Raw genomic sequence first — 17,752 nt, 5'->3', positions numbered from 1 at the left:
CGCGATAGGCAGATCTGTTTCCGTCCATTGGCGGGCGTTTGATGGTAATAGTGGAAATATAATCTGCCACATTCAAGATAAGACTTTCATAATTGCTCATGCGTGCTCATTTAGGGTTCGCGTTTTGGATGCGCCTGATGCCGAGACTTAATCCAGTACGGGCCGCAGCATCTCAAAAGAGCGCGGTGGAACTGTATATTCGCGATAACCCATCCGGCCAAGTGGTCGTAAGAGCTCTACATCGACAAGCCCTTCACGCAGAATCGACTCGTCTATATGAATACCGATCACCTCGCCGATAACAACACGGTTGGTGCACTGCTCGCCGGTCGAGGGCGTCAAGGTAATCAGTTGTGACAGGCGACATTCGATACTCACTGGGGACTCTTTGACCCGGACGCAAGGAATGTTTCGACAGGGCTCGGCGGTGAGGCCTGAAGCTTCAAATTCATCGACCTCTGATGGGTAGGCGGCTGCACTTTGATTCATCGCCTCACGCAACGCATAGGTGGCGATGTTGATACAAAAGACGCCTGTTTTCTCAGCATTGGTCGCGCTGTCTTTGGGGCTATCGGACGAAAACATGACGAAAGGTGGCTTCGAAGAAATCGCATTGAAGCAGCTGTAGGGCGCAAGGTTGGGCGTGCCGTCCACCGATAAGGTCGAAACCCAACCAATTGGCCGAGGCACGATCAGGGCAAGCCAAGGGTTGTGGGGCAATCCGTGGGATTCGGTACGAGGGTCGTAGAACATCGTATCTATGTTCCCTTTCGCTTAGTCAGATCGGCGGCAGAACCAGCCGATCCGACCGGTTCATGTGCAGGAAAAGCTGCCTGCGCTATTAGTATTACCTGAGCCATCATAAAAGGCAGTGGTCGGATAGGGGCAGAGAGGCCACGTTATGCTTGGCATCTCGGTGCTACTAGCCGTCAAGGTTTCGGGGGCGTCATTTTCCTCAACCCAGGCAACGATGGCGGCCAGTGCATCGAACTCATCGAGACCTGTGCCGCCCCGGCAATGCCCCATACTGGGAACCAAGAACAGCCTTGCGAAGTCTGTCGTGGCTGCGAGCCCACCCGACTCTTGCGTCAATTTATCGTAGTAGCGTGCTGTGTCGAAGGCTGATGTGGCTGGATCGCTCGCGCCATGATATATCAGGATCTTGCCTCCCCTATCGCGAAAGGCTGACAAGTCGGCAGACACGGCGTCAGCAAAGTCGGCAGAGGCCTCCATCCTCAGGGGATCGGTATCAAAGTCAAAATTCTGGATGTCAAAATCGCCATCGGCCGGCGTGATGAAGACGTGTTTAATCCCGTTGTTGCTGAGACCCGCCTTGATCGCATTGGGCTCTTTCGTTTCGGAATCACCAAGACGCCATCTGCGCCAGCCTTCATCGGCGATACCCGGGTCAAAGGGCCATGGCACGTACCACGCATGGCCTGCGCTATCGTGGGAGCCAGAATGGATGGTCTGCATCACCCGCACTTGATCCGTTGAAAGACAACTCTCGTTCTTGTCGCCGTTACATTGTAGGCGGGCAGGATCGTAGTCACACTGCCCTACGTCCGAGACCAGTCCGTCCTCGAGCCCGTCAAGCCCGTCGCAGGCTGCGAGGATGTCATCCGACAGCAGCGCAAGATTGGCGTCGCTATAAGCTCGGGCAAGAATAGGGTCGCCGTCATCATTCTCGGGCGCGATCGCCGTGAGGTTCTGGAGCCCCCAGGCTGTGTCGATATGGGATCGACTCAGACGGAAGACCGGAGCACCCGCGACAATGCCGTCGTATAGGTCCGGATAGCGCTGGCTGGCCATCATGCCTTGCCGTCCGCCGTTCGAGCAGCCGACAAGATAAGAATGATGCGGATCCTCGCCAAAATACGCGCTGACCAGCGATTTGCCGGCCAGGGTCACATCCTCAATCGCTCGGTAACCCCAGACCTCTCGTGCTTCCGTGTCGAATCCGAAGGAACCGTCTGGATAGTCGTGGCCCGCATTGGTTGAGATAACCGTGTAACCTTCGGCCAAAGCAGGCGTGTTCCCGTCAGGCTGCCCGCTGCCGATAGCAGGGCGAACTCGCCCGTCGAGCCCCCCGCCACCTTGAAAGTAGAACCGACCGTTCCAATTATCCGGCATCCGCAGGTCAAATTTTTGGCCGAGCGGGCGGTCTCCTGCACCGAGATGAGCGTCTATAATTCTATCGACTCTGCAGTAAGCGGGTAGATCGGCATTGGTGTCATGGTCGGCTCCAGCCTCAACCCAGGTCGTCGCAACGATCTCCAACCGGTCAGTGGACTGAACAACCAAACTGGCGCAGGCATCAGAATTCGCCACTGCAATTTGCGGCAACATCGCGACACAGACGGTCGACGTCGACAGCACCCAGCGTGTCGTGCACTTCATTATGACCTCCTGCTCGCTGCTCAGAATATCTCGGTTGGCTAGATGCTCAAAGCCGCGCCTCACTGACACTGCGACTTTAAAACGTTAAACAGCTGTATCTGCTGCCGGCATTTGTGCCAGCGTCATCGGTGAGCCGGGCAGCGATGCGGTGACGCCGTCTGGTAAAGGAATGCGATGCACGTTCAGTGTCATCGCAACCATCGAGTAATAGCCAATTACTGCGGTCAACTCGACAGCCCCCACCTCTCCCCAGCGCACGACGATGGCCTGATAGACATCGTCCTCGATGTCGCCCTGCTGCAGGACTTGGCGAGAAAATTCGTAGATCTCCCGCGCCGCGTCGTCCTCGCCAAAATCGGGCAACGAGCAGGTACGGATAGCGGCGGCGATCTCAGAGGATAAGCCCGCGCGATCTGCATCGCCGGCGTGTATCGCCCACTCCAATTCGCTGTTCCAGCGGCGAGCGGTTACTAAGATGGCCAACTCGTTCAGATGCGTCGGGATCGAGGTTTCGAAACGCAGCACCTGACCCAATCGTTGCCAGCGATCTGCCAGGACTGGATTATGCAGCGCAGCTCGAAGCGGCCCGACCAGCGTACGACGCGGGCCAGAGACGATTTGTTCATAAACTTCAAGCTGAGCTTCGGTCATCGTTTCCGGTGTCGGAAAGCTTATTCGTTTAGCACCGTTCATTTATTCTCCTTACCAATACCAAGCGGCTTCAGAATTTCATCATTGTGTTCGCCCAGCAGAGGTGGCGCGTTATCAAACGATAAAGGTGATGCCTTGAAACGCATGGGAGAGACCACTTGAGGCACTTTGCCAGCCAGCGGATGAGGTAGATAGCGCAGCATCTGGCGGTGCTTGATTTGTGGCTCGTCCAGCACCATCGGCACCGTATTAATCGGGCCGCAGGGAACCTTGAGCTCCTGAAACGCGGCCAGCCAATCCGCTAGATCCTTCTCGCGAAGACGCTCACTGATCAAAGGATGCAGCGCATCAAGGTTATTCACACGCTCTGCATTGGTGGCATAGCGTGGGTCTTCCGAGAGTTCGGGCTTACCGATAGCCTTGGCGAAGCGCACGAACTGCTCGTCGTTGCCAACCGCCAACACGAGATAACCATCGCGTACCGGAAATACATCCTGCGGCTGAATATTGGGATGTTTATTCCCCTTGCGGGTTGGCGTGTTGCCAGATACTAGGTGGTTCATCGCCTGGTTCGCCAGCATCGCTGTGGCGACGTCGAGCATGGCGATATCGACCTGCTCTCCTCCCCCGTTCTGACTGCGATTAGCTAGCGCTGCCAGTACCGAAATGACGCTGTACATCCCGGTCATGATGTCGACGATTGGCACACCGACTTTCTGCGGCCCCTCGCCCGGCTCGCCATCTGGCACGCCGGTGACACTCATAAGCCCGCCCATCGCCTGGATCATGAAATCGTAAGCGACATCATTGGCCCTGGGGCCATCCTGGCCAAAACCGGTAATAGAGCAGTAGATCAGATCGGGGTTGACCTCGTGCAGCTGCTCAGCGCCCAAGCCATAACGCTCCAACGTTCCCACCTTGAAGTTCTCGAGTAAAATGTCCGAGGTGCGGGCGAGTTCACGAATATTTGCCTGGCCAGTCTCAGACGTGATATCCACCTCGACAGATTTTTTGCCGCGATTTACCGACAGATAGTAGCCGGACTCCTGAGTTTCTTCCCCGGACTCAGACTTCAGAAAGGGAGGGCCCCAGCGACGCGTATCATCGCCTACCCCGGCGCGCTCGACCTTGATGACTTCAGCCCCCAGGTCGGCAAGAATCTGTCCGGCCCATGGGCCTGCCATGATGCGGCTCAGATCAAGCACGCGAATATGTGAAAGCGGTCCTGACATATCGAACTCCTATTAAAATTGCAGAACGCTGACGTCATCTCCCGCGGGAGCATCGTCAACGATAGGGTGAGCCGCGACAGATGGGCGCTGACAAAGATCCTGATACACCGTAAACAGGGCCGGAAAACGCTGCTCCCAACCACTGCCAGACCACCGGAAGTCAAGCTGACCCAAGGCGCAGACCAGTGCCACATGGCCAATACCAAAGCCCGTTGCACTCAGCGCCTTGGCTTCTTGGTCGAGTTGCGCCATCGTCGCTTTTACCTTGGTCTCGTAGCCATCGCAGACAACCTGCCATGGACCGCCATCTCGGTGTAGCTCGTTGCGCCAAAGCAGCAGAATATCGGTCAACCCATCGGCCAATGCCTGCCAGCGCAACTGTTGGATACGCACATCCATGGCGTCAGGAAAGAGTCCTGCGTGTGACTGATGATCGAGATACTCACAGATGACTCGACTATCGAACAGCGCCATGCCCTGCTCGGTGACCAGCGTAGGAATTTTCGCTAACGGATTGTCTGACAACACATCCGGATTAGGCGGAGAGGCCATGGCGACGACCGAGCGCACCCGCTCGACCTGCTCATCAAGGCCTGCTTCATCCAAAACGATCATCACCTTGCGCACGAATGGCGAGCGCGGCGACCAATGCAGCTTCATGCTCATTGCCAAGCTCCCACACGCTGTAGAAAGCCAGTCAGCACACGATTGACCGCCGCTGGCTGTTCGAAACAAGGAACATGACCGGCATTATCAATAGCCTCAAAATCCGCGCCTTCCAGTTGAGCGGCCAAGCCACGCAAGTTCTCCGGCATTTTGCCGTCCTCAGCACCGGCGATGCATTGCACGGGGCAATCGATCTGCTTAATTACCTCGGCATAGTCATACTTCTGGAGGGCTGTCGCGCCAGCAACAAATCCTTCCAGTGGCGTCGCTGAAATCATGCGTTCAAGCGGGCCCAGTCGTTCAGCGTGACTATCAGGCGTTAGCCAGCGCTGTGCCGTTGCTTGAGCGAAATTCAACATTCCTTTTTCTTGGGCGAAGTCGATACGCTCACCCCAAGTCTCAATCGCATTGGGTGCCGAGCTCGCCTGCCCGTCCATAAAGACCAGTGCTTCAAAACGTTCCGGCGCCTCGCTATAAGCTGCCAAGCCAGTCGGAACCCCCATGGATAACCCAACGTAAACACAACGTTGGATACCGCATTGGTCAAGCAGCCTCAGCAGATCGCTTCCCAACAGATTAAAATCGACAGGTACTGGCGATAATGCCGAATCACCATGCCCGCGCTGATCGTAGCGCAGCACGTTGCAGTGACCCCTTAAGGCTTCTGCCTGGGCTCCCCAAACGGACAAATTGGTCACTAGGGAGTTACCGAATACGATCCAAGGGGCGTCGGGTGAAACTTCTTCAACCTGGTAAGCAAGCTGTGTACCGTTGATATTTGCCGTTAGCATTAGCGCCCCCTGAATTCCGGTTTGCGTTTTTCAACAACCGAGCGTGTCGCTTCGCGGGCATCTTCGGTCGCCATCAATAGAGTGCTGAAGCGTTGTTCGATGGCATACCCTTCATCCACGGGCAGAAATTCGATCTGATTGAGCGCCTGCTTGCCATAACGCAGCCCAAGAGGCGCTTTGGCGGCGATTTTCATTGCCAAAGCACGGGCGGTTTCCATCAGGTCTTCTGGCGACGTAACCTCTTGTACGAAACCCAAACGCCAGGCTTCCTGGGCATCAATCGGCTCGCCAGTGAAGAACATCTTCCGCAACATTCCTTGCGGAAGATGCCGACCCATGTGTGCCGCACCACCACAGCGCCCTACATTGATTTCCGGCATTCCGAAGCGAGCCGTTTCAGCGGCAATGCGAATGTCACAAACTGATGCCAGTACCGTTCCAGCCCCTAGTGCTGGCCCGTTCACTGCTGCAATCGTTGGGATGGCTGCCTCGCGAATCGAGGCAAAGCAGCGACGTACGATCCGTGCTCGCGCCGGATCTTCTTCAATCGTGGCAGCGAGAAACTCGTTGAGATCCAAGCCTGCGCAGAAAGCGCGAGTACCCGCGCCGGTGAAAACGATACAGTGGATATTTTGCCAAGTTTCAGCGACCTCAAAGGCTTCACCGATCTGCTGATATATATCCAGCGTAATAGCGTTGACAGGCGGGCAATTGATGGTGATTTCGGCCACACCGTTGTTAAACGCAATATCCAGTCCCATGCGGTATTCCTATTCGTCAAAATTATTGGCTGATTTAAAAAGCTCAAACCGCTTCGAGCGCGATTGAAATTCCCTGACCGACCCCAATACACATCGTAGCCAGCGCTCTCTTTCCGCCATTTTCCGCCAGTCTGCGTGCTGCGGTTCCGGTGATCCGTGCTCCGGACATGCCCAGCGGGTGACCCAGCGCAATCGCACCGCCGTATGCATTAACGTGCTCCGCATCGTCGGGCAGGCCTAATCGACGCAGTACGGCCAGCGCCTGGCTAGCAAAGGCTTCGTTGAGTTCGATGACATCGAAATCACGGGGCGTTAGTTTCAATCGTTCGCATAATTTTTCCGTCGCTGGCGCAGGCCCCATACCCATGATGCGGGGTGGTACGCCAGCGGTAGCACCGCCAACGATTCGCGCCAGTGGCTTTAAACCGTGACGCGCGATACCGGCTTCACTGGCCAACACCAGCGCCGCGGCACCATCGTTAACGCCGGAGGCATTACCAGCGGTGACGCTGCCATCGCTGCGAAAGGGCGTCGACAATGCCGCCAGTTTTTCGATTGAGGTTTGCCGAGGATGCTCATCGGAGTCGATAATCAGCGGGTCACCCTTGCGCTGCGGTACGCTTACTGGAATGATCTCGTTGGCATGCCAGCCTTCACGCATCGCGACCGCCGTACGCTGTTGACTGCGTAGGGCAAAAGCATCTTGATCTGCACGTGAGATGGCGAAGTCCGCCGCCACGTTCTCGGCCGTTTCCGGCATGGCATCAGTACCGAAACGCTTCTGCATCAGTGGGTTAATGAAACGCCAACCGATGGTGGTATCTTCAATTGAGGCCTGACGTGAAAATGGTGACATCGCTTTAGGCATCACGAATGGCGCACGGCTCATGCTCTCTACGCCCCCGGCAATAGCCAAATCGCTCTCGCCTAAGGCAATCTGGCGGTACCCTGCGAGTACGGCATCCATTCCAGAGCCACAGAGCCGATTGATGGTGGTACCCGATACGCTCTCCGGCAGCCCCGCTAACAACAGCGCCATGCGTGCCACCGAACGGTTATCTTCGCCAGCTTGATTGGCACACCCGTAGATGACATCACCCAGCGAGCCCCAATCCATTGATGAATAACGTGACATCAAGGCCTTTAACGGTAGAGCCGCCAGATCGTCTGTTCGAATCGACGACAGTGCACCGCCGTAGCGGCCAATCGGTGTTCGAATGTAATCGCAAATAAAGACATCCTGCATCAGGTGCTCTCCTCTGTTTCTGCCTTAAGTGACTCGAGCACTGCGCGTACCGGGCCCGCACGATATTCGTGGCCGATACCCGCCGCCAATTTATCGAAATCGATAGCCAGCGCATCGCTTGGCTGTCGGCTGGCCCAATACAGAGGCCCACCGCGCCAGCGTGGAAATCCGTAACCGTTGGCCAGCGTGACATCGATATCGGAGGGGCGCTGGGCAACGTCCTCTTCTAAAAGGCAGGCCGCTTCGTTGACCATTGCCGCCAGCAGTTGCCGCTGGATCATTTCGCTGTCGAAGGTTGTGGGAGTAACCCCCGCCTCTCGGCGTGCTTCGTCAATGATGTTAGTGACCATAGGATCCGGCTTGCCCCGGCCATCGCTATAGTCGTACCAGCCTTTACCGGTCTTGCGCCCTAGGCGGCCTGCTTCGCAAAGACGATCAGCAATGGTCACATAGCGAGCTGAGGGATCTCGATCAGCGGCTTGGCGTTTACGCATGGCCCAGGCAATATCCAGCCCAGACATGTCGGAAACCGCAAACGGGCCCATGGCGAAACCGAACGCTTCTACTGCCGTATCAACATCTTCAGGGCGCGCACCATCAAGCACTAACAATTCAGCTCGGCGGCGATAGGCGGCGTAGATACGATTGCCGATAAAACCTTCAGCAACTCGCGAGACGACGGGCTGCTTGCCCAACCGCCGTGCCAGCTTCAAAGCAGAGGCCAAAGCCCAATCTGCCGTTGCGTTAGCTCGCACAATTTCCAGCAGCGGCATGACGTTAGCTGGACTGAAAAAGTGAAGCCCCAATAGTCGCTGCGGGTGATCGAGCGTCTGCGCCATAGCATCAATATCAAGGTAGGACGTGTTGGTCGCGATCAAAGTCTCGGCCGGTAGCACGGTTTCAAGTGCGTTGAGCACCATTCTCTTGGCATCCAGATCTTCAAACACTGCCTCGATGACAAGATCGCAATCCGCCATGGCATCCAGTTCCGTCACACCAGATAGACGCGCCAACTGCTCATCGCGCTGGGCGTTGTTAAGCCGGCCCTTATCGACTTGGCGCTGAAGAGTGTCACGCAGGCGGTTCAGCGCCGCACCCAAGACCTCTGCATCACGCTCGGCAATCACGACGTGATGCTGCTTGGCCAGAAACGCCAATGCGATGCCTTGGCCCATGGTGCCCCCGCCCACAACCCCCACGCCGGAAACATTGCGGGCTAGCGTACTATCAAGACCGTCGACGGCAGCCGCCCGCCGCTCAGCGAAAAACAGATAACGCAGCGCGAAGGCGTCGTCGCTCAATCGCAGCTGTTGGAAAACGCGACGTTCTTCGGCAAGCGTTTTATCAACACCACCATCAGCGGTACTTTCCACCAAGCGGATGGCCTCAGCAATATTTGGACGGTGCTTGCCGCGCTTAAGAGCACGCTCAGCACTAGTGCTGAGCCGTTCGGCGGACTCTTCAGGTACCCGAATCGCTTTGGCCAGACGTTTGGTGCGAAGCTCAGCTTTCAGCCACTGTTTCGCCGTAGCCAGCAGATCCTCTTCGGCTAAGGCATCGATTAGCCCCAGCGCCAGGGCTTCATCGGCTTCAATTCTCTGCGCACCGCAGATCATTTCCATAGCGCGGCTTCGCCCGATCAGTCGCGGCAGGCGCTGCGTGCCGCCAGCGCCGGGCACCATACCCAGCGAGACTTCCGGAAGCCCCAGCTTGGTACCTACAGACGCGATGCGATAATCACAGCCAAGCGCCAACTCTAGCCCCCCACCAAGCGCGACCCCATGGAGTGCCGCCACAACCGGCAACTCCAGTGTTTCGATGGCGGTGATGACATCCGGCAGTTCCGGCGGACCAAGCGGCTTACCGAATTCTTTCAAGTCGGAACCAGCAATGAAGCTACGCCCCTCACCGATAATCACGACACCTGCCAGCGTATGGTTTGCCGTCTGGGCTAGAGCTTTAATCAAGCCTGAGCGCACCGCATGCGAGCCAGCATTAACCGGTGGATTATTGATACGGATGATGGCGACATCGCCTTCCACGCTAAATGAAACTTTATCCAGCATTGGTGCAGTCTGTAATGACGTATGCGGCATTAGATACTCCTCCGTTGCGGTATGTGAGAAAAGTCGTCTTTCATTGATTGACCGATTTCAACGCTTCCGAAGGGTTTCGCTTATGCAACATACGAGTAGTCATGGCGACGCCCATTAGCACCACGAAAGCGCCAGCATCCGTGATGTATCCCGGCATCACTAAGCCGATTGCCGCGAGACAGAGCAATATCCGCGAAAGTACTGAAAGACGCCCTACGCCGTGCAGCCAACCTTCAGCACTGCATGCCATTAACCAAACGGCAATTAACGCCGTGCCAACGTTATGAATGATGTCGCCCATATCCCCACGCAGAACAAGGGTGGGGTTCAGCACAAAAAGAAAAGGCAATACAAAATTAATGGCACCCAGACGCATAGCGAGAAAGCCGGTGCGCATTCCTTCTGATTTGGCGATTACTGAGGCGGCAAAAGCAGCCAGAGCGACGGGAGGCGTGATGTAAGACAGCATGCCCCAGTAGAGAATGAACAGGTGCGCGGCCACTGGGTCTAATCCGACATCTGTCAATGCAGGCCCTAATACAATGGCCAGGAAGATGTAGCAGGCACTGACGGTCATCCCCATACCCAGTATGAAGGATGCCAGAGCACCCAGTATCAAAAGCAAGACAGTGCTATCGCCTGCCAGCTGTACCAATCCGCCGGAAAAAGCACCACCTACGCCGGTATAAGACAACGCGCCGACAATTAAACCGATACCCGCAAGGATGCCGACGATATTGGCGATATTACGAATACTGTCTTCCAACAGGGCGCTGAAGTGAGTCAGCGTGATGCGATCTTTGCCGGTTACCCAACCCTTTATAATGCTGGTCAAAAACAGCATCGCAGCGGCGTAATAGGGTGCCTGAGCTTCAATACCAGTGCTAACAATCAAGTAAACCAGAACAACCAGCGATAGCAGAAAATGCCAGCCAGACTTGAGAACTGCACCGACCTTGGGAATCTCTGCTTCATCCTGACCAGCGAGCTGGTTGCGTGCAGCATAGCAGTCTGCCTGCAATAGCAAGGCGAGGTAGAAGAGTACTGCCGGTACAATCGCAGCAACCATAACGGTGGCATAAGAGACGTTGAGATTTTCGGCCATGATGAATGCCACCGTGCCCATGACCGGTGGCATTAGCGCTCCTCCAGTGGAGGCGCAGGCCTCAATGGCCGCAGCGTAACGCGCTGGGTAGCCAACCCGCTTCATGGTAGGAATCGTCATTTGCCCCGTAGTCACTACGTTGGAAATCACGCTGCCCGAAAGCGATCCAAAAAAGCCACTGGAAAGGATGGCAACTTTGGAGGGACCACCACGGGTTCGGCCTAGTAACGCCGAGGCAAAATTCATAAAGAACTCTCCACCACCGGTCACGACCAGCGCAGAGCCAAACACCAAAAAGCCGATCAACAGCCCAGCGACTACCCTCATGGGTACGCCAATGATGCTCTCTGTACCTAATGCATGCATCATGACTAGGCCGGATAAATCTGTAGAAGGCCCCCACAGAAAGCCTGGCATTTTCTCGGAAAATAACGGATAGACGAAAAACACAAAGCAGATAGCCAACAGCACTAGGCCACCGGTCCGACGCAATGCCTCAAGCACGAGTAAACACAGTAATCCGGCAATGGCCTGAGCCAGCGGAGGCGCGATAATATCCCAGCCTTCCATCAGGATACGCTCACCGCTCCACGCCAAATACCCGGCGGCGATTAGCGTGGTAAGCGTCAGGCTCCAATCAATCGCGGCACTCGCCCTCCCCGCTCCCAACGGATATACCTGAAAGACCAATGCAAGAAAAATCCCCAACAACAGATAGAAGTAGGAGGTATCCAGCATTACAAAGCCGACAAACATTTGGGTATTAAATAAACGATCAATATTGAGAAGTATGCCTATCAGACCAAGGCTGAGCACTACTCCCCGCGCCACTTTATGTTGTGCCGTGACCATATTGTTAGCTGGTTTTTCAGATAGTTGCGTCATAGCGTTTAAATTCCTGAAGCTAGCATCCGTCGCCACCTTAAAGAAGGCAGACCTTCATGAAACAACGATGCTCAGCTGAACCTATTGTTCAGCTGAGCATGGGCCTCAAGTGGACACGTGCTGATTGCGATAGCTGTCCCAGAAAGTCGGCCACTCATCCTCGGGTTGACCAGACTGCTCAAATGCCTCGCGCGCTTCAGACCAGGCCTGTTGAATTTGCTCAAAGCGGCTTAGCCTTGCTTCCTGCCACTGTTGAGCTTCTTCAGTCCAATATCCCTGCTCTTTTGCATAACGGATGGCACCTTCATGCCAGGGTGCATCAGCAGGCGGAACAATAGACTTTGAGACATCCCAGTTACTTGCTTGCGAGGTAGCATCTTTAAATAATCCATAACTTTCATCGATCGCTTTCACTAAGTTATAAACTTCTTCTTCAGATGTATCTGCGTAAGTCGTCAGCATGGGGTAGCGATAGCCAAGCATCCATACGGGCTCTTCTTCAGAGATGCCCGCCCCCACCGCCTGTTGAATGGGCTCAGCAAAGCTTATCAGCGACCTGGCTGCCTCCCACCCAGCGGTATCTTCGGGCGGGAATTCCAACCACGTCATGCCGCGAGAGGATGATTCAATTTCGCGAGCTAAAGAGGAGGTTGGTACCATTCCCATGGCGTCCAGCTGTCCCGCGATGATGGCATCCTTAAGAGCGCCATAGCTGCCATACCACACGACATCGACATCGTCGCGGGTTAATCCACCAAACGCTAAATAGGCGTCGGTTTTGAGATTAAGCGCGGGGTTGCCTCGCACAAAGCCAACCCGATGTCCTCTTAGGTCTTCGACTTCCTCAGCGCCCAAATCACCAGCAGCAATCAAGCCGACTGAGGCGGGCCGCCCCAACATGACTCGAATCTCTTGCGGCCCCCATGTTGGATCCGCAAACTCGTGTGTCCCCTCAGAAGCGAAGAAAACTTCATTGGAAAGAAATCCAAATTGTGCTCTGCCTGTTTTGATGGGTAGTAACCGACCTATCGACGTACCAGAAGGCAATACGCGCACTCTCGTATCAAACTTATTCTGAACCGCATTGGCGATAGCTGACGCCTCAGAATATCCAGCTGAACCTAGGTCGTAAGAACTCCATACCATGGATTGAGGTAAATTATTGGTCTCTTGCGCCACTGCCACCGCAGTTGATGCAGCCATCGCTAGAACTGATACAAAACATACATTTTTCAAAGTATTGAACATGCCAACACCCCCTTTGAGCCACACGTTAGGTCAAAACCACTTACCTGCGGCTGATTATTTTGGCGTACCACGCACCCGGTCTAGCTGTGCAACACAAAACAACTATAAGCTATATATATAGCTTTTATCTTTAAGCCTTTCGTCGAACAGCCGGATTTTTAGAATGCGTACTTAACCATTCCCTGAATTCTTACAGCATCTCCAGCGGCCCCATTTACCGTTTCTCGACGATGCCAACCAACTTCTACCCCATAGGTAATGGGAGAGGCTGGCGACCAGATATAGTTCAGCCACGCCTCTTCAAATGACTCATTACGATTTAGATAAGCCGGATTACTATCCAGGTCAGCACTAACCAAACTGTAAGCTGCATTAATGTTCCCTGGGCCTGCTTCAAGACTAGCCCCCAACGTCCCCCCCGAGGTGCGAATCGTTTCAAGATCGCCCCCCTCGTTTACATACGCAGGGCTTGGATTAACGCCACCATTTATATAGCCACCAATACCATCCCCCTCGGCGTATCCAGCGCGCAGTGTTAGCGCACTCGTTACGTCCCACGCGGCCTCTGCGGCTAATCCCCAGCCAAACGCACTATCGCTGGAAGACCCTGCACTCGTGCCCTCACTGTCATATTCTAGTGAACGCGCTACAGTAGACAAGGAGTACCCGAACCGGCCGGACCGGTCGGTATAGCGTGCGGTAACGTCTGGCAACGAGCTTTTAGTCCCCGGCGCATCTTCTAAACCACCAATTTCCTCAGGGTCTTCCAATGAGAAAGAAAAATTATCCATCGTGTAACGTAGCTGTGCCTGTCGAGCAGCGCGTGGCCGCCCCCCTGGTCCCGTAAAATCGACAAGCGGCGTTACTGCTACTAAGCCCGTAAAGTTGGTCCAGGTCTTACCCGCCAATAATCCTTGCCACTCACCGTATGCATGACGTAACCGAAAGTCGCCTCCACCATTACCATAGAAGTCCCCTTCCAGCTTTGTCTTGAGCAGACTTCCTTCAACAAGCGTTGCGGTACTGAAGCCCACTCTGCTCTCGTAAGCATGTAGACGCGTATGCCCATCACTTCCAGGAGCACCCGAGAGTCTCGCCCCTCCTCGATTGGTACTGTTACCTAAATCATCATTAACATCATAGATAACGTCCAACTTGGCATAGCCATAAACAGACACATCCGTTTCATCCACCTTGAAGTCTAAAGCACTTACATAAGGTGATATAAAACCCGATAAAAACAGCATTTTAACTATTGTTTTTCGTTTATCTTTAAGCATCTAAACACGCTCTTTTAATTATTAAATCAGCTAAGATAGTCACATCACTAACTTGCGCGATGCATCTATCTGTTATGAGTATTTTAAGTATTGATTACACTTATTGGCTTGGCAGTTGATCTGCCCATTCGGCTATAGCGTCAGCGGTTTCGATCGGCTTTTCCGCAGGCAGTGCATGACTCGCCTCAGGAATAATCACAACACTCACACGACTGCCAAATTCATCTGCCAGTTCTTGGCGAGATGCATCAGGACGGAAAGGGTCCTCTCCACCTTGCAGGTCAAGAATAGGAGCAGAGCCCGCGACCCACCAACTATCACGGTCAGTTAACTTGCGTGCAGCACGCTGACTGACCGTGACGTCCGGATGCCATCCTTCCAACCAAGCCGTTGGATCACTACTGTTGGCAAAAAAAGCAAGCCGTAGCCCAGCAAGTCTTTGATCTTGGGTCGAATCTGGATCATTAATCATCGTAATGGCATCGCTAAGCTCAGAAGGCCAATTTTTGGCTCCTGCCGCGACGAGAGCAACACCGCGCACAAGCTCCGGATGATCAGAAGCTATCGTTCTTGCGATCCAATTTCCGTATGCATGGCCTGCTACAATAGCGCTGCCGCCTTCAGCATTAATCACCGCTGCAAAGTCATCTGCAAAGTCGTGAAAGTCGACCTCACTCATTGGCCCGTAACTAGGCTCAATACCCCTAGGCTCAGGCAGGGCAACGCGATAACCCAATTCTACAAGACGATCTGCTAAAGGCGAAAACTCTGCAGTACCACGTCCAGTCGATGCAATCACAACAATTAGGGGTCCCTCTCCCTGAACGCTATAACCAATAGAGGCCTCACCATTACTGGCGTGATGCATTGAGGTTGGATTTGCACTGGATAACGAGATACTCCCAAACGTTAAAGCAATGGCGATAGCGGTGTAGGCTGCCGCATTTCCAAAAGCTATTTTTTGTTTAAGCTTCATCATAAATTCCTCTATTTATTGTTTATTGAGCTTGATGCATCAACTATTAATGAGAAAATTAAGCATCTTTAGCTTAACTAATATAGGTCATGCCAAAGATGAAAACACAATAAGCTATATATATAGCTTTTTAACTTATACTTTAGTCACAATTTTTGTTTCTATAACCGTGTTGGATGAACTAAGCCGTCAGCCCAATGCCCCTCAAGATCACCGAGGTGACCGACTGCACAGCTTTTTCGAACTGTAAGTCGTCCAGCGGTTGGTCGTCGTTGAGCAGGTAGATCTGGTAGTCAAAATCAGCGTAGTGCTGGGTGGAGGCCCAAATCATATAAAGGAGGTATGAAGGCTCGACGGGGTTGATTTGACCTGACTCGACCCACTCGCGAATTTTCGACTCTTTGAGCTTGGCCCATTCATAGAGGTTGTCGCGCAGGCGCTCTTTAAGGATCGGCGCGCCCTGCATGACTTCGGCTGCCCATACTTTCGAGCCGTGGGCGCGGTTACGGGAGTGGTTCATCTTGGCGCGAATGTAGGTGGAAAGCACGACGCGAGGATCATCGTAGAGCTCGAAGCAGAGAGCATCCTGTTTCCACACCTCAAGAAGCTCTAACAGAACATCTTGATACAGCGCATTTTTGGTCGAGAAATAGTAGTGCACGTTGGACTTGGGAATCTCTGCCAGTTGTGCGATTTCGCCCATGGAAGCACCTGCATAGCCCTTTTCGGCAAACAACTGCTCTGCCGCCTGGAGAATCTTTTTTACGTTGGTTTGCCGAATTTCGTCCTGGGTTCTCGCCACGCTGTTCTCGTCCCTATACGTCTGAAGTACGCACCAAAAAAAGCACCATCGCAGAGCGACGGTGCTGAGAAGATGTCCTAGTTACTCTAAGACGTCAACTTTGATTGTTGGGGAACGAGAACTCGGCCCGGGTGGCCTCGCTCACCGACGGCCAGCGCTGGGAGACCGCCTTGCGGCGAGTATAGAAGCGCACCGAGTCCGGCCCGTAGGCGTGAAGATCCCCAAACAGCGAGCGCTTCCAACCACCAAAGCTGTGGTACGCCACGGGCACCGGGAGCGGCACATTCACGCCCACCATGCCAACCTCGATACCATCGGTAAAGCGGCGGGCGGCTTCGCCATCGCGGGTGAACAGGCAGGTGCCGTTGCCATACTCGTGGTCGTTGATCAGTTGCATGGCGTCATCCAGGCTACCCACGCGCACCACGCAAAGCACCGGCCCAAAGATCTCTTCCTGGTAGATGCGCATTTCGGCGGTGACGTTATCGAACAAGCAGCCGCCCACGAAATAGCCCTCTTCATAGCCTGAGACTTGAAGGTCGCGACCATCGGCAACCAGTGTCGCGCCAGCCTTTACGCCATCTTCGATGTAGCCGAGGACTTTATCCCGGTGCTCAGCGGTCACCAGCGGCCCCATATCCAGATCCCGCTTGGTGCCGGGGCCAACTTTTAATTGAGCGATTTTAGGAAGTAGGGTTTCAACCAAACGGTCTGCGGTCTCGTCGCCCACGCATACCGCTACCGAGATCGCCATGCAGCGCTCGCCGCAACTACCAAACGCTGCGCCCATTAATGTGTTGGCGGCGTTTTCCAGGTCGGCATCCGGCAGCACCACGGCGTGGTTCTTCGCCCCACCTAACGCCTGAACGCGCTTACCCGCGGCGGAACCACGAGAGTAGATCGCCTCAGCCACTGGCGTTGAGCCGACAAAGGAAATGGCTTTAACGGCCTTGGCATCCAGCAGCGTTTCCACCGCTTCGCGACCGCCGTGGACTACATTCATTACACCTTTGGGTAGCCCCGCTTCTTGAAGCAGTTCGGCTACTGCCATGGCCGCCGAAGGGTCTTTCTCCGAAGGCTTCAATATAAACGTATTACCGCAGGCAATCGCCATGGGGTACATCCACAGCGGCACCATGGCGGGGAAGTTAAACGGGGTGATACCTGCCACCACACCCAATGGCTGGAAGTTTGACCAGGCATCAATGCCCGGCCCTACATTGTGGGAATACTCTCCTTTGAGCAGCTCTGGCACCCCACAGGCGTACTCGACGTTCTCAATGCCGCGCTTGAGTTCGCCCATGGCGTCTTCGGGAGTTTTGCCGTGCTCTTCACTGACCAGTTGCACCAAGCGGTTAGCGTTATCTTCGAGCAACTGCTTAAAGCGGTACATCACCTGGGCGCGCTTGGCGGGCGGTGTATCGCGCCAAGCGGGAAATGCCGCCTGGGCGGCGGCAATTGCACGCTCTACGTCAGCGGCATCAGCGTCAGCCACTTGGCGAACCACCTTGCCCGTTGAGGGGTTGGTGACATCCAGCGTGCGTTGGCTTTGCACTAATTCACCGTTAATCAGATGGGAAACATTACTCATATTCAAACTCTCTGAAGTTTAG

15 protein-coding genes are annotated in these 17,752 nt (G+C 54.5%); all 15 read right to left on the bottom strand.

The features are described from left to right. Positions 1-147: 147 nt before the first annotated feature. The 15 genes from HZS52_RS08295 to HZS52_RS08225 all read right to left on the bottom strand — a co-directional run bounded on the left by HZS52_RS08295 (position 148) and on the right by HZS52_RS08225 (position 17,730). A complete protein-coding gene (locus HZS52_RS08295; protein ID WP_159177429.1) occupies positions 148-753 on the bottom strand; it encodes a flavin reductase family protein in 606 nt (201 codons plus the stop codon). Between the two features lie 60 nt (positions 754-813). Further along, complete coding sequence (locus HZS52_RS08290) at positions 814-2,400, bottom strand: DUF6351 family protein (RefSeq protein WP_190374534.1); 1,587 nt, start codon at positions 2,398-2,400, stop codon at positions 814-816. Between the two features lie 84 nt (positions 2,401-2,484). Further along, complete coding sequence (locus HZS52_RS08285) at positions 2,485-3,093, bottom strand: carboxymuconolactone decarboxylase family protein (protein ID WP_159177431.1); 609 nt, start codon at positions 3,091-3,093, stop codon at positions 2,485-2,487. After that, on the bottom strand, positions 3,090-4,283 hold the full coding sequence (locus HZS52_RS08280) for a CaiB/BaiF CoA transferase family protein (RefSeq protein ID WP_190374533.1): 1,194 nt from the start codon (positions 4,281-4,283) through the stop codon (positions 3,090-3,092). The genes HZS52_RS08285 and HZS52_RS08280 overlap by 4 nt, the downstream gene beginning before the upstream one ends. Before the next feature lie 12 nt (positions 4,284-4,295). After that, the gene (locus HZS52_RS08275) at positions 4,296-4,949 is read right to left on the bottom strand and encodes a glutathione S-transferase family protein (RefSeq protein WP_201304244.1); all 654 of its coding nucleotides are present in this window, start codon (positions 4,947-4,949) and stop codon (positions 4,296-4,298) included. Then, positions 4,946-5,740, bottom strand: a complete 795-nt coding sequence (locus tag HZS52_RS08270) for an alpha/beta fold hydrolase (protein ID WP_159177433.1) — start codon at positions 5,738-5,740, stop codon at positions 4,946-4,948. The genes HZS52_RS08275 and HZS52_RS08270 overlap by 4 nt, the downstream gene beginning before the upstream one ends. Continuing rightward, complete coding sequence (locus tag HZS52_RS08265) at positions 5,740-6,501, bottom strand: enoyl-CoA hydratase-related protein (protein ID WP_159177434.1); 762 nt, start codon at positions 6,499-6,501, stop codon at positions 5,740-5,742. The genes HZS52_RS08270 and HZS52_RS08265 overlap by 1 nt, the downstream gene beginning before the upstream one ends. A 43-nt stretch (positions 6,502-6,544) precedes the next feature. Beyond that, a complete protein-coding gene (pcaF, locus tag HZS52_RS08260) occupies positions 6,545-7,747 on the bottom strand; it encodes a 3-oxoadipyl-CoA thiolase (protein ID WP_159177435.1) in 1,203 nt (400 codons plus the stop codon). Beyond that, positions 7,747-9,843, bottom strand: coding sequence for a 3-hydroxyacyl-CoA dehydrogenase NAD-binding domain-containing protein (locus HZS52_RS08255; protein ID WP_223828093.1), 2,097 nt, complete (start codon positions 9,841-9,843; stop codon positions 7,747-7,749). The genes pcaF and HZS52_RS08255 overlap by 1 nt, the downstream gene beginning before the upstream one ends. A gap of 40 nt (positions 9,844-9,883) precedes the next feature. After that, the gene (locus HZS52_RS08250) at positions 9,884-11,833 is read right to left on the bottom strand and encodes a TRAP transporter permease (protein ID WP_223828092.1); all 1,950 of its coding nucleotides are present in this window, start codon (positions 11,831-11,833) and stop codon (positions 9,884-9,886) included. A gap of 105 nt (positions 11,834-11,938) precedes the next feature. Then, on the bottom strand, positions 11,939-13,081 hold the full coding sequence (locus HZS52_RS08245; protein ID WP_159177436.1) for a TAXI family TRAP transporter solute-binding subunit: 1,143 nt from the start codon (positions 13,079-13,081) through the stop codon (positions 11,939-11,941). Between the two features lie 158 nt (positions 13,082-13,239). Then, the gene (locus tag HZS52_RS08240) at positions 13,240-14,361 is read right to left on the bottom strand and encodes a DcaP family trimeric outer membrane transporter (protein WP_190374532.1); all 1,122 of its coding nucleotides are present in this window, start codon (positions 14,359-14,361) and stop codon (positions 13,240-13,242) included. Positions 14,362-14,461: 100 nt separating this feature from the next. Further along, positions 14,462-15,340: an alpha/beta fold hydrolase gene (locus tag HZS52_RS08235; protein ID WP_201304246.1), complete on the bottom strand. Its 879-nt coding sequence runs from the start codon at positions 15,338-15,340 to the stop codon at positions 14,462-14,464. A gap of 178 nt (positions 15,341-15,518) precedes the next feature. Next, positions 15,519-16,139, bottom strand: a complete 621-nt coding sequence (locus HZS52_RS08230; RefSeq protein WP_027957058.1) for a TetR/AcrR family transcriptional regulator — start codon at positions 16,137-16,139, stop codon at positions 15,519-15,521. A 94-nt stretch (positions 16,140-16,233) separates the two neighbouring features. Then, positions 16,234-17,730 (bottom strand): CoA-acylating methylmalonate-semialdehyde dehydrogenase, encoded by a 1,497-nt coding sequence (locus HZS52_RS08225; RefSeq protein WP_159177438.1) that lies wholly within the window; start codon positions 17,728-17,730, stop codon positions 16,234-16,236. Positions 17,731-17,752: the final 22 nt, after the last annotated feature.

It is taken from the genome of Vreelandella titanicae, assembly GCF_014697095.1.
Taxonomy (GTDB): domain Bacteria; phylum Pseudomonadota; class Gammaproteobacteria; order Pseudomonadales; family Halomonadaceae; genus Vreelandella; species Vreelandella titanicae.
Note: the sequence above shows the minus strand (reverse complement) of the source record. Positions and strands in the feature narration are given on the sequence as shown.

Bases quoted from the DNA above. Each gene is read 5' to 3' on its own strand.
- HZS52_RS08295 (WP_159177429.1), bottom strand. From the start codon at position 753: ATGTTCTACGACCCTCGTACCGAATCCCACGGATTGCCCCACAACCCT.
- HZS52_RS08290 (WP_190374534.1), bottom strand. From the start codon at position 2,400: ATGAAGTGCACGACACGCTGGGTGCTGTCGACGTCGACCGTCTGTGTC.
- HZS52_RS08285 (WP_159177431.1), bottom strand. From the start codon at position 3,093: ATGAACGGTGCTAAACGAATAAGCTTTCCGACACCGGAAACGATGACC.
- HZS52_RS08280 (WP_190374533.1), bottom strand. From the start codon at position 4,283: ATGTCAGGACCGCTTTCACATATTCGCGTGCTTGATCTGAGCCGCATC.
- HZS52_RS08275 (WP_201304244.1), bottom strand. From the start codon at position 4,949: ATGAGCATGAAGCTGCATTGGTCGCCGCGCTCGCCATTCGTGCGCAAG.
- HZS52_RS08270 (WP_159177433.1), bottom strand. From the start codon at position 5,740: ATGCTAACGGCAAATATCAACGGTACACAGCTTGCTTACCAGGTTGAA.
- HZS52_RS08265 (WP_159177434.1), bottom strand. From the start codon at position 6,501: ATGGGACTGGATATTGCGTTTAACAACGGTGTGGCCGAAATCACCATC.
- pcaF (WP_159177435.1), bottom strand. From the start codon at position 7,747: ATGCAGGATGTCTTTATTTGCGATTACATTCGAACACCGATTGGCCGC.
- HZS52_RS08255 (WP_223828093.1), bottom strand. From the start codon at position 9,843: ATGCCGCATACGTCATTACAGACTGCACCAATGCTGGATAAAGTTTCA.
- HZS52_RS08250 (WP_223828092.1), bottom strand. From the start codon at position 11,833: ATGACGCAACTATCTGAAAAACCAGCTAACAATATGGTCACGGCACAA.
- HZS52_RS08245 (WP_159177436.1), bottom strand. From the start codon at position 13,081: ATGTTCAATACTTTGAAAAATGTATGTTTTGTATCAGTTCTAGCGATG.
- HZS52_RS08240 (WP_190374532.1), bottom strand. From the start codon at position 14,361: ATGCTTAAAGATAAACGAAAAACAATAGTTAAAATGCTGTTTTTATCG.
- HZS52_RS08235 (WP_201304246.1), bottom strand. From the start codon at position 15,340: ATGATGAAGCTTAAACAAAAAATAGCTTTTGGAAATGCGGCAGCCTAC.
- HZS52_RS08225 (WP_159177438.1), bottom strand. From the start codon at position 17,730: ATGAGTAATGTTTCCCATCTGATTAACGGTGAATTAGTGCAAAGCCAA.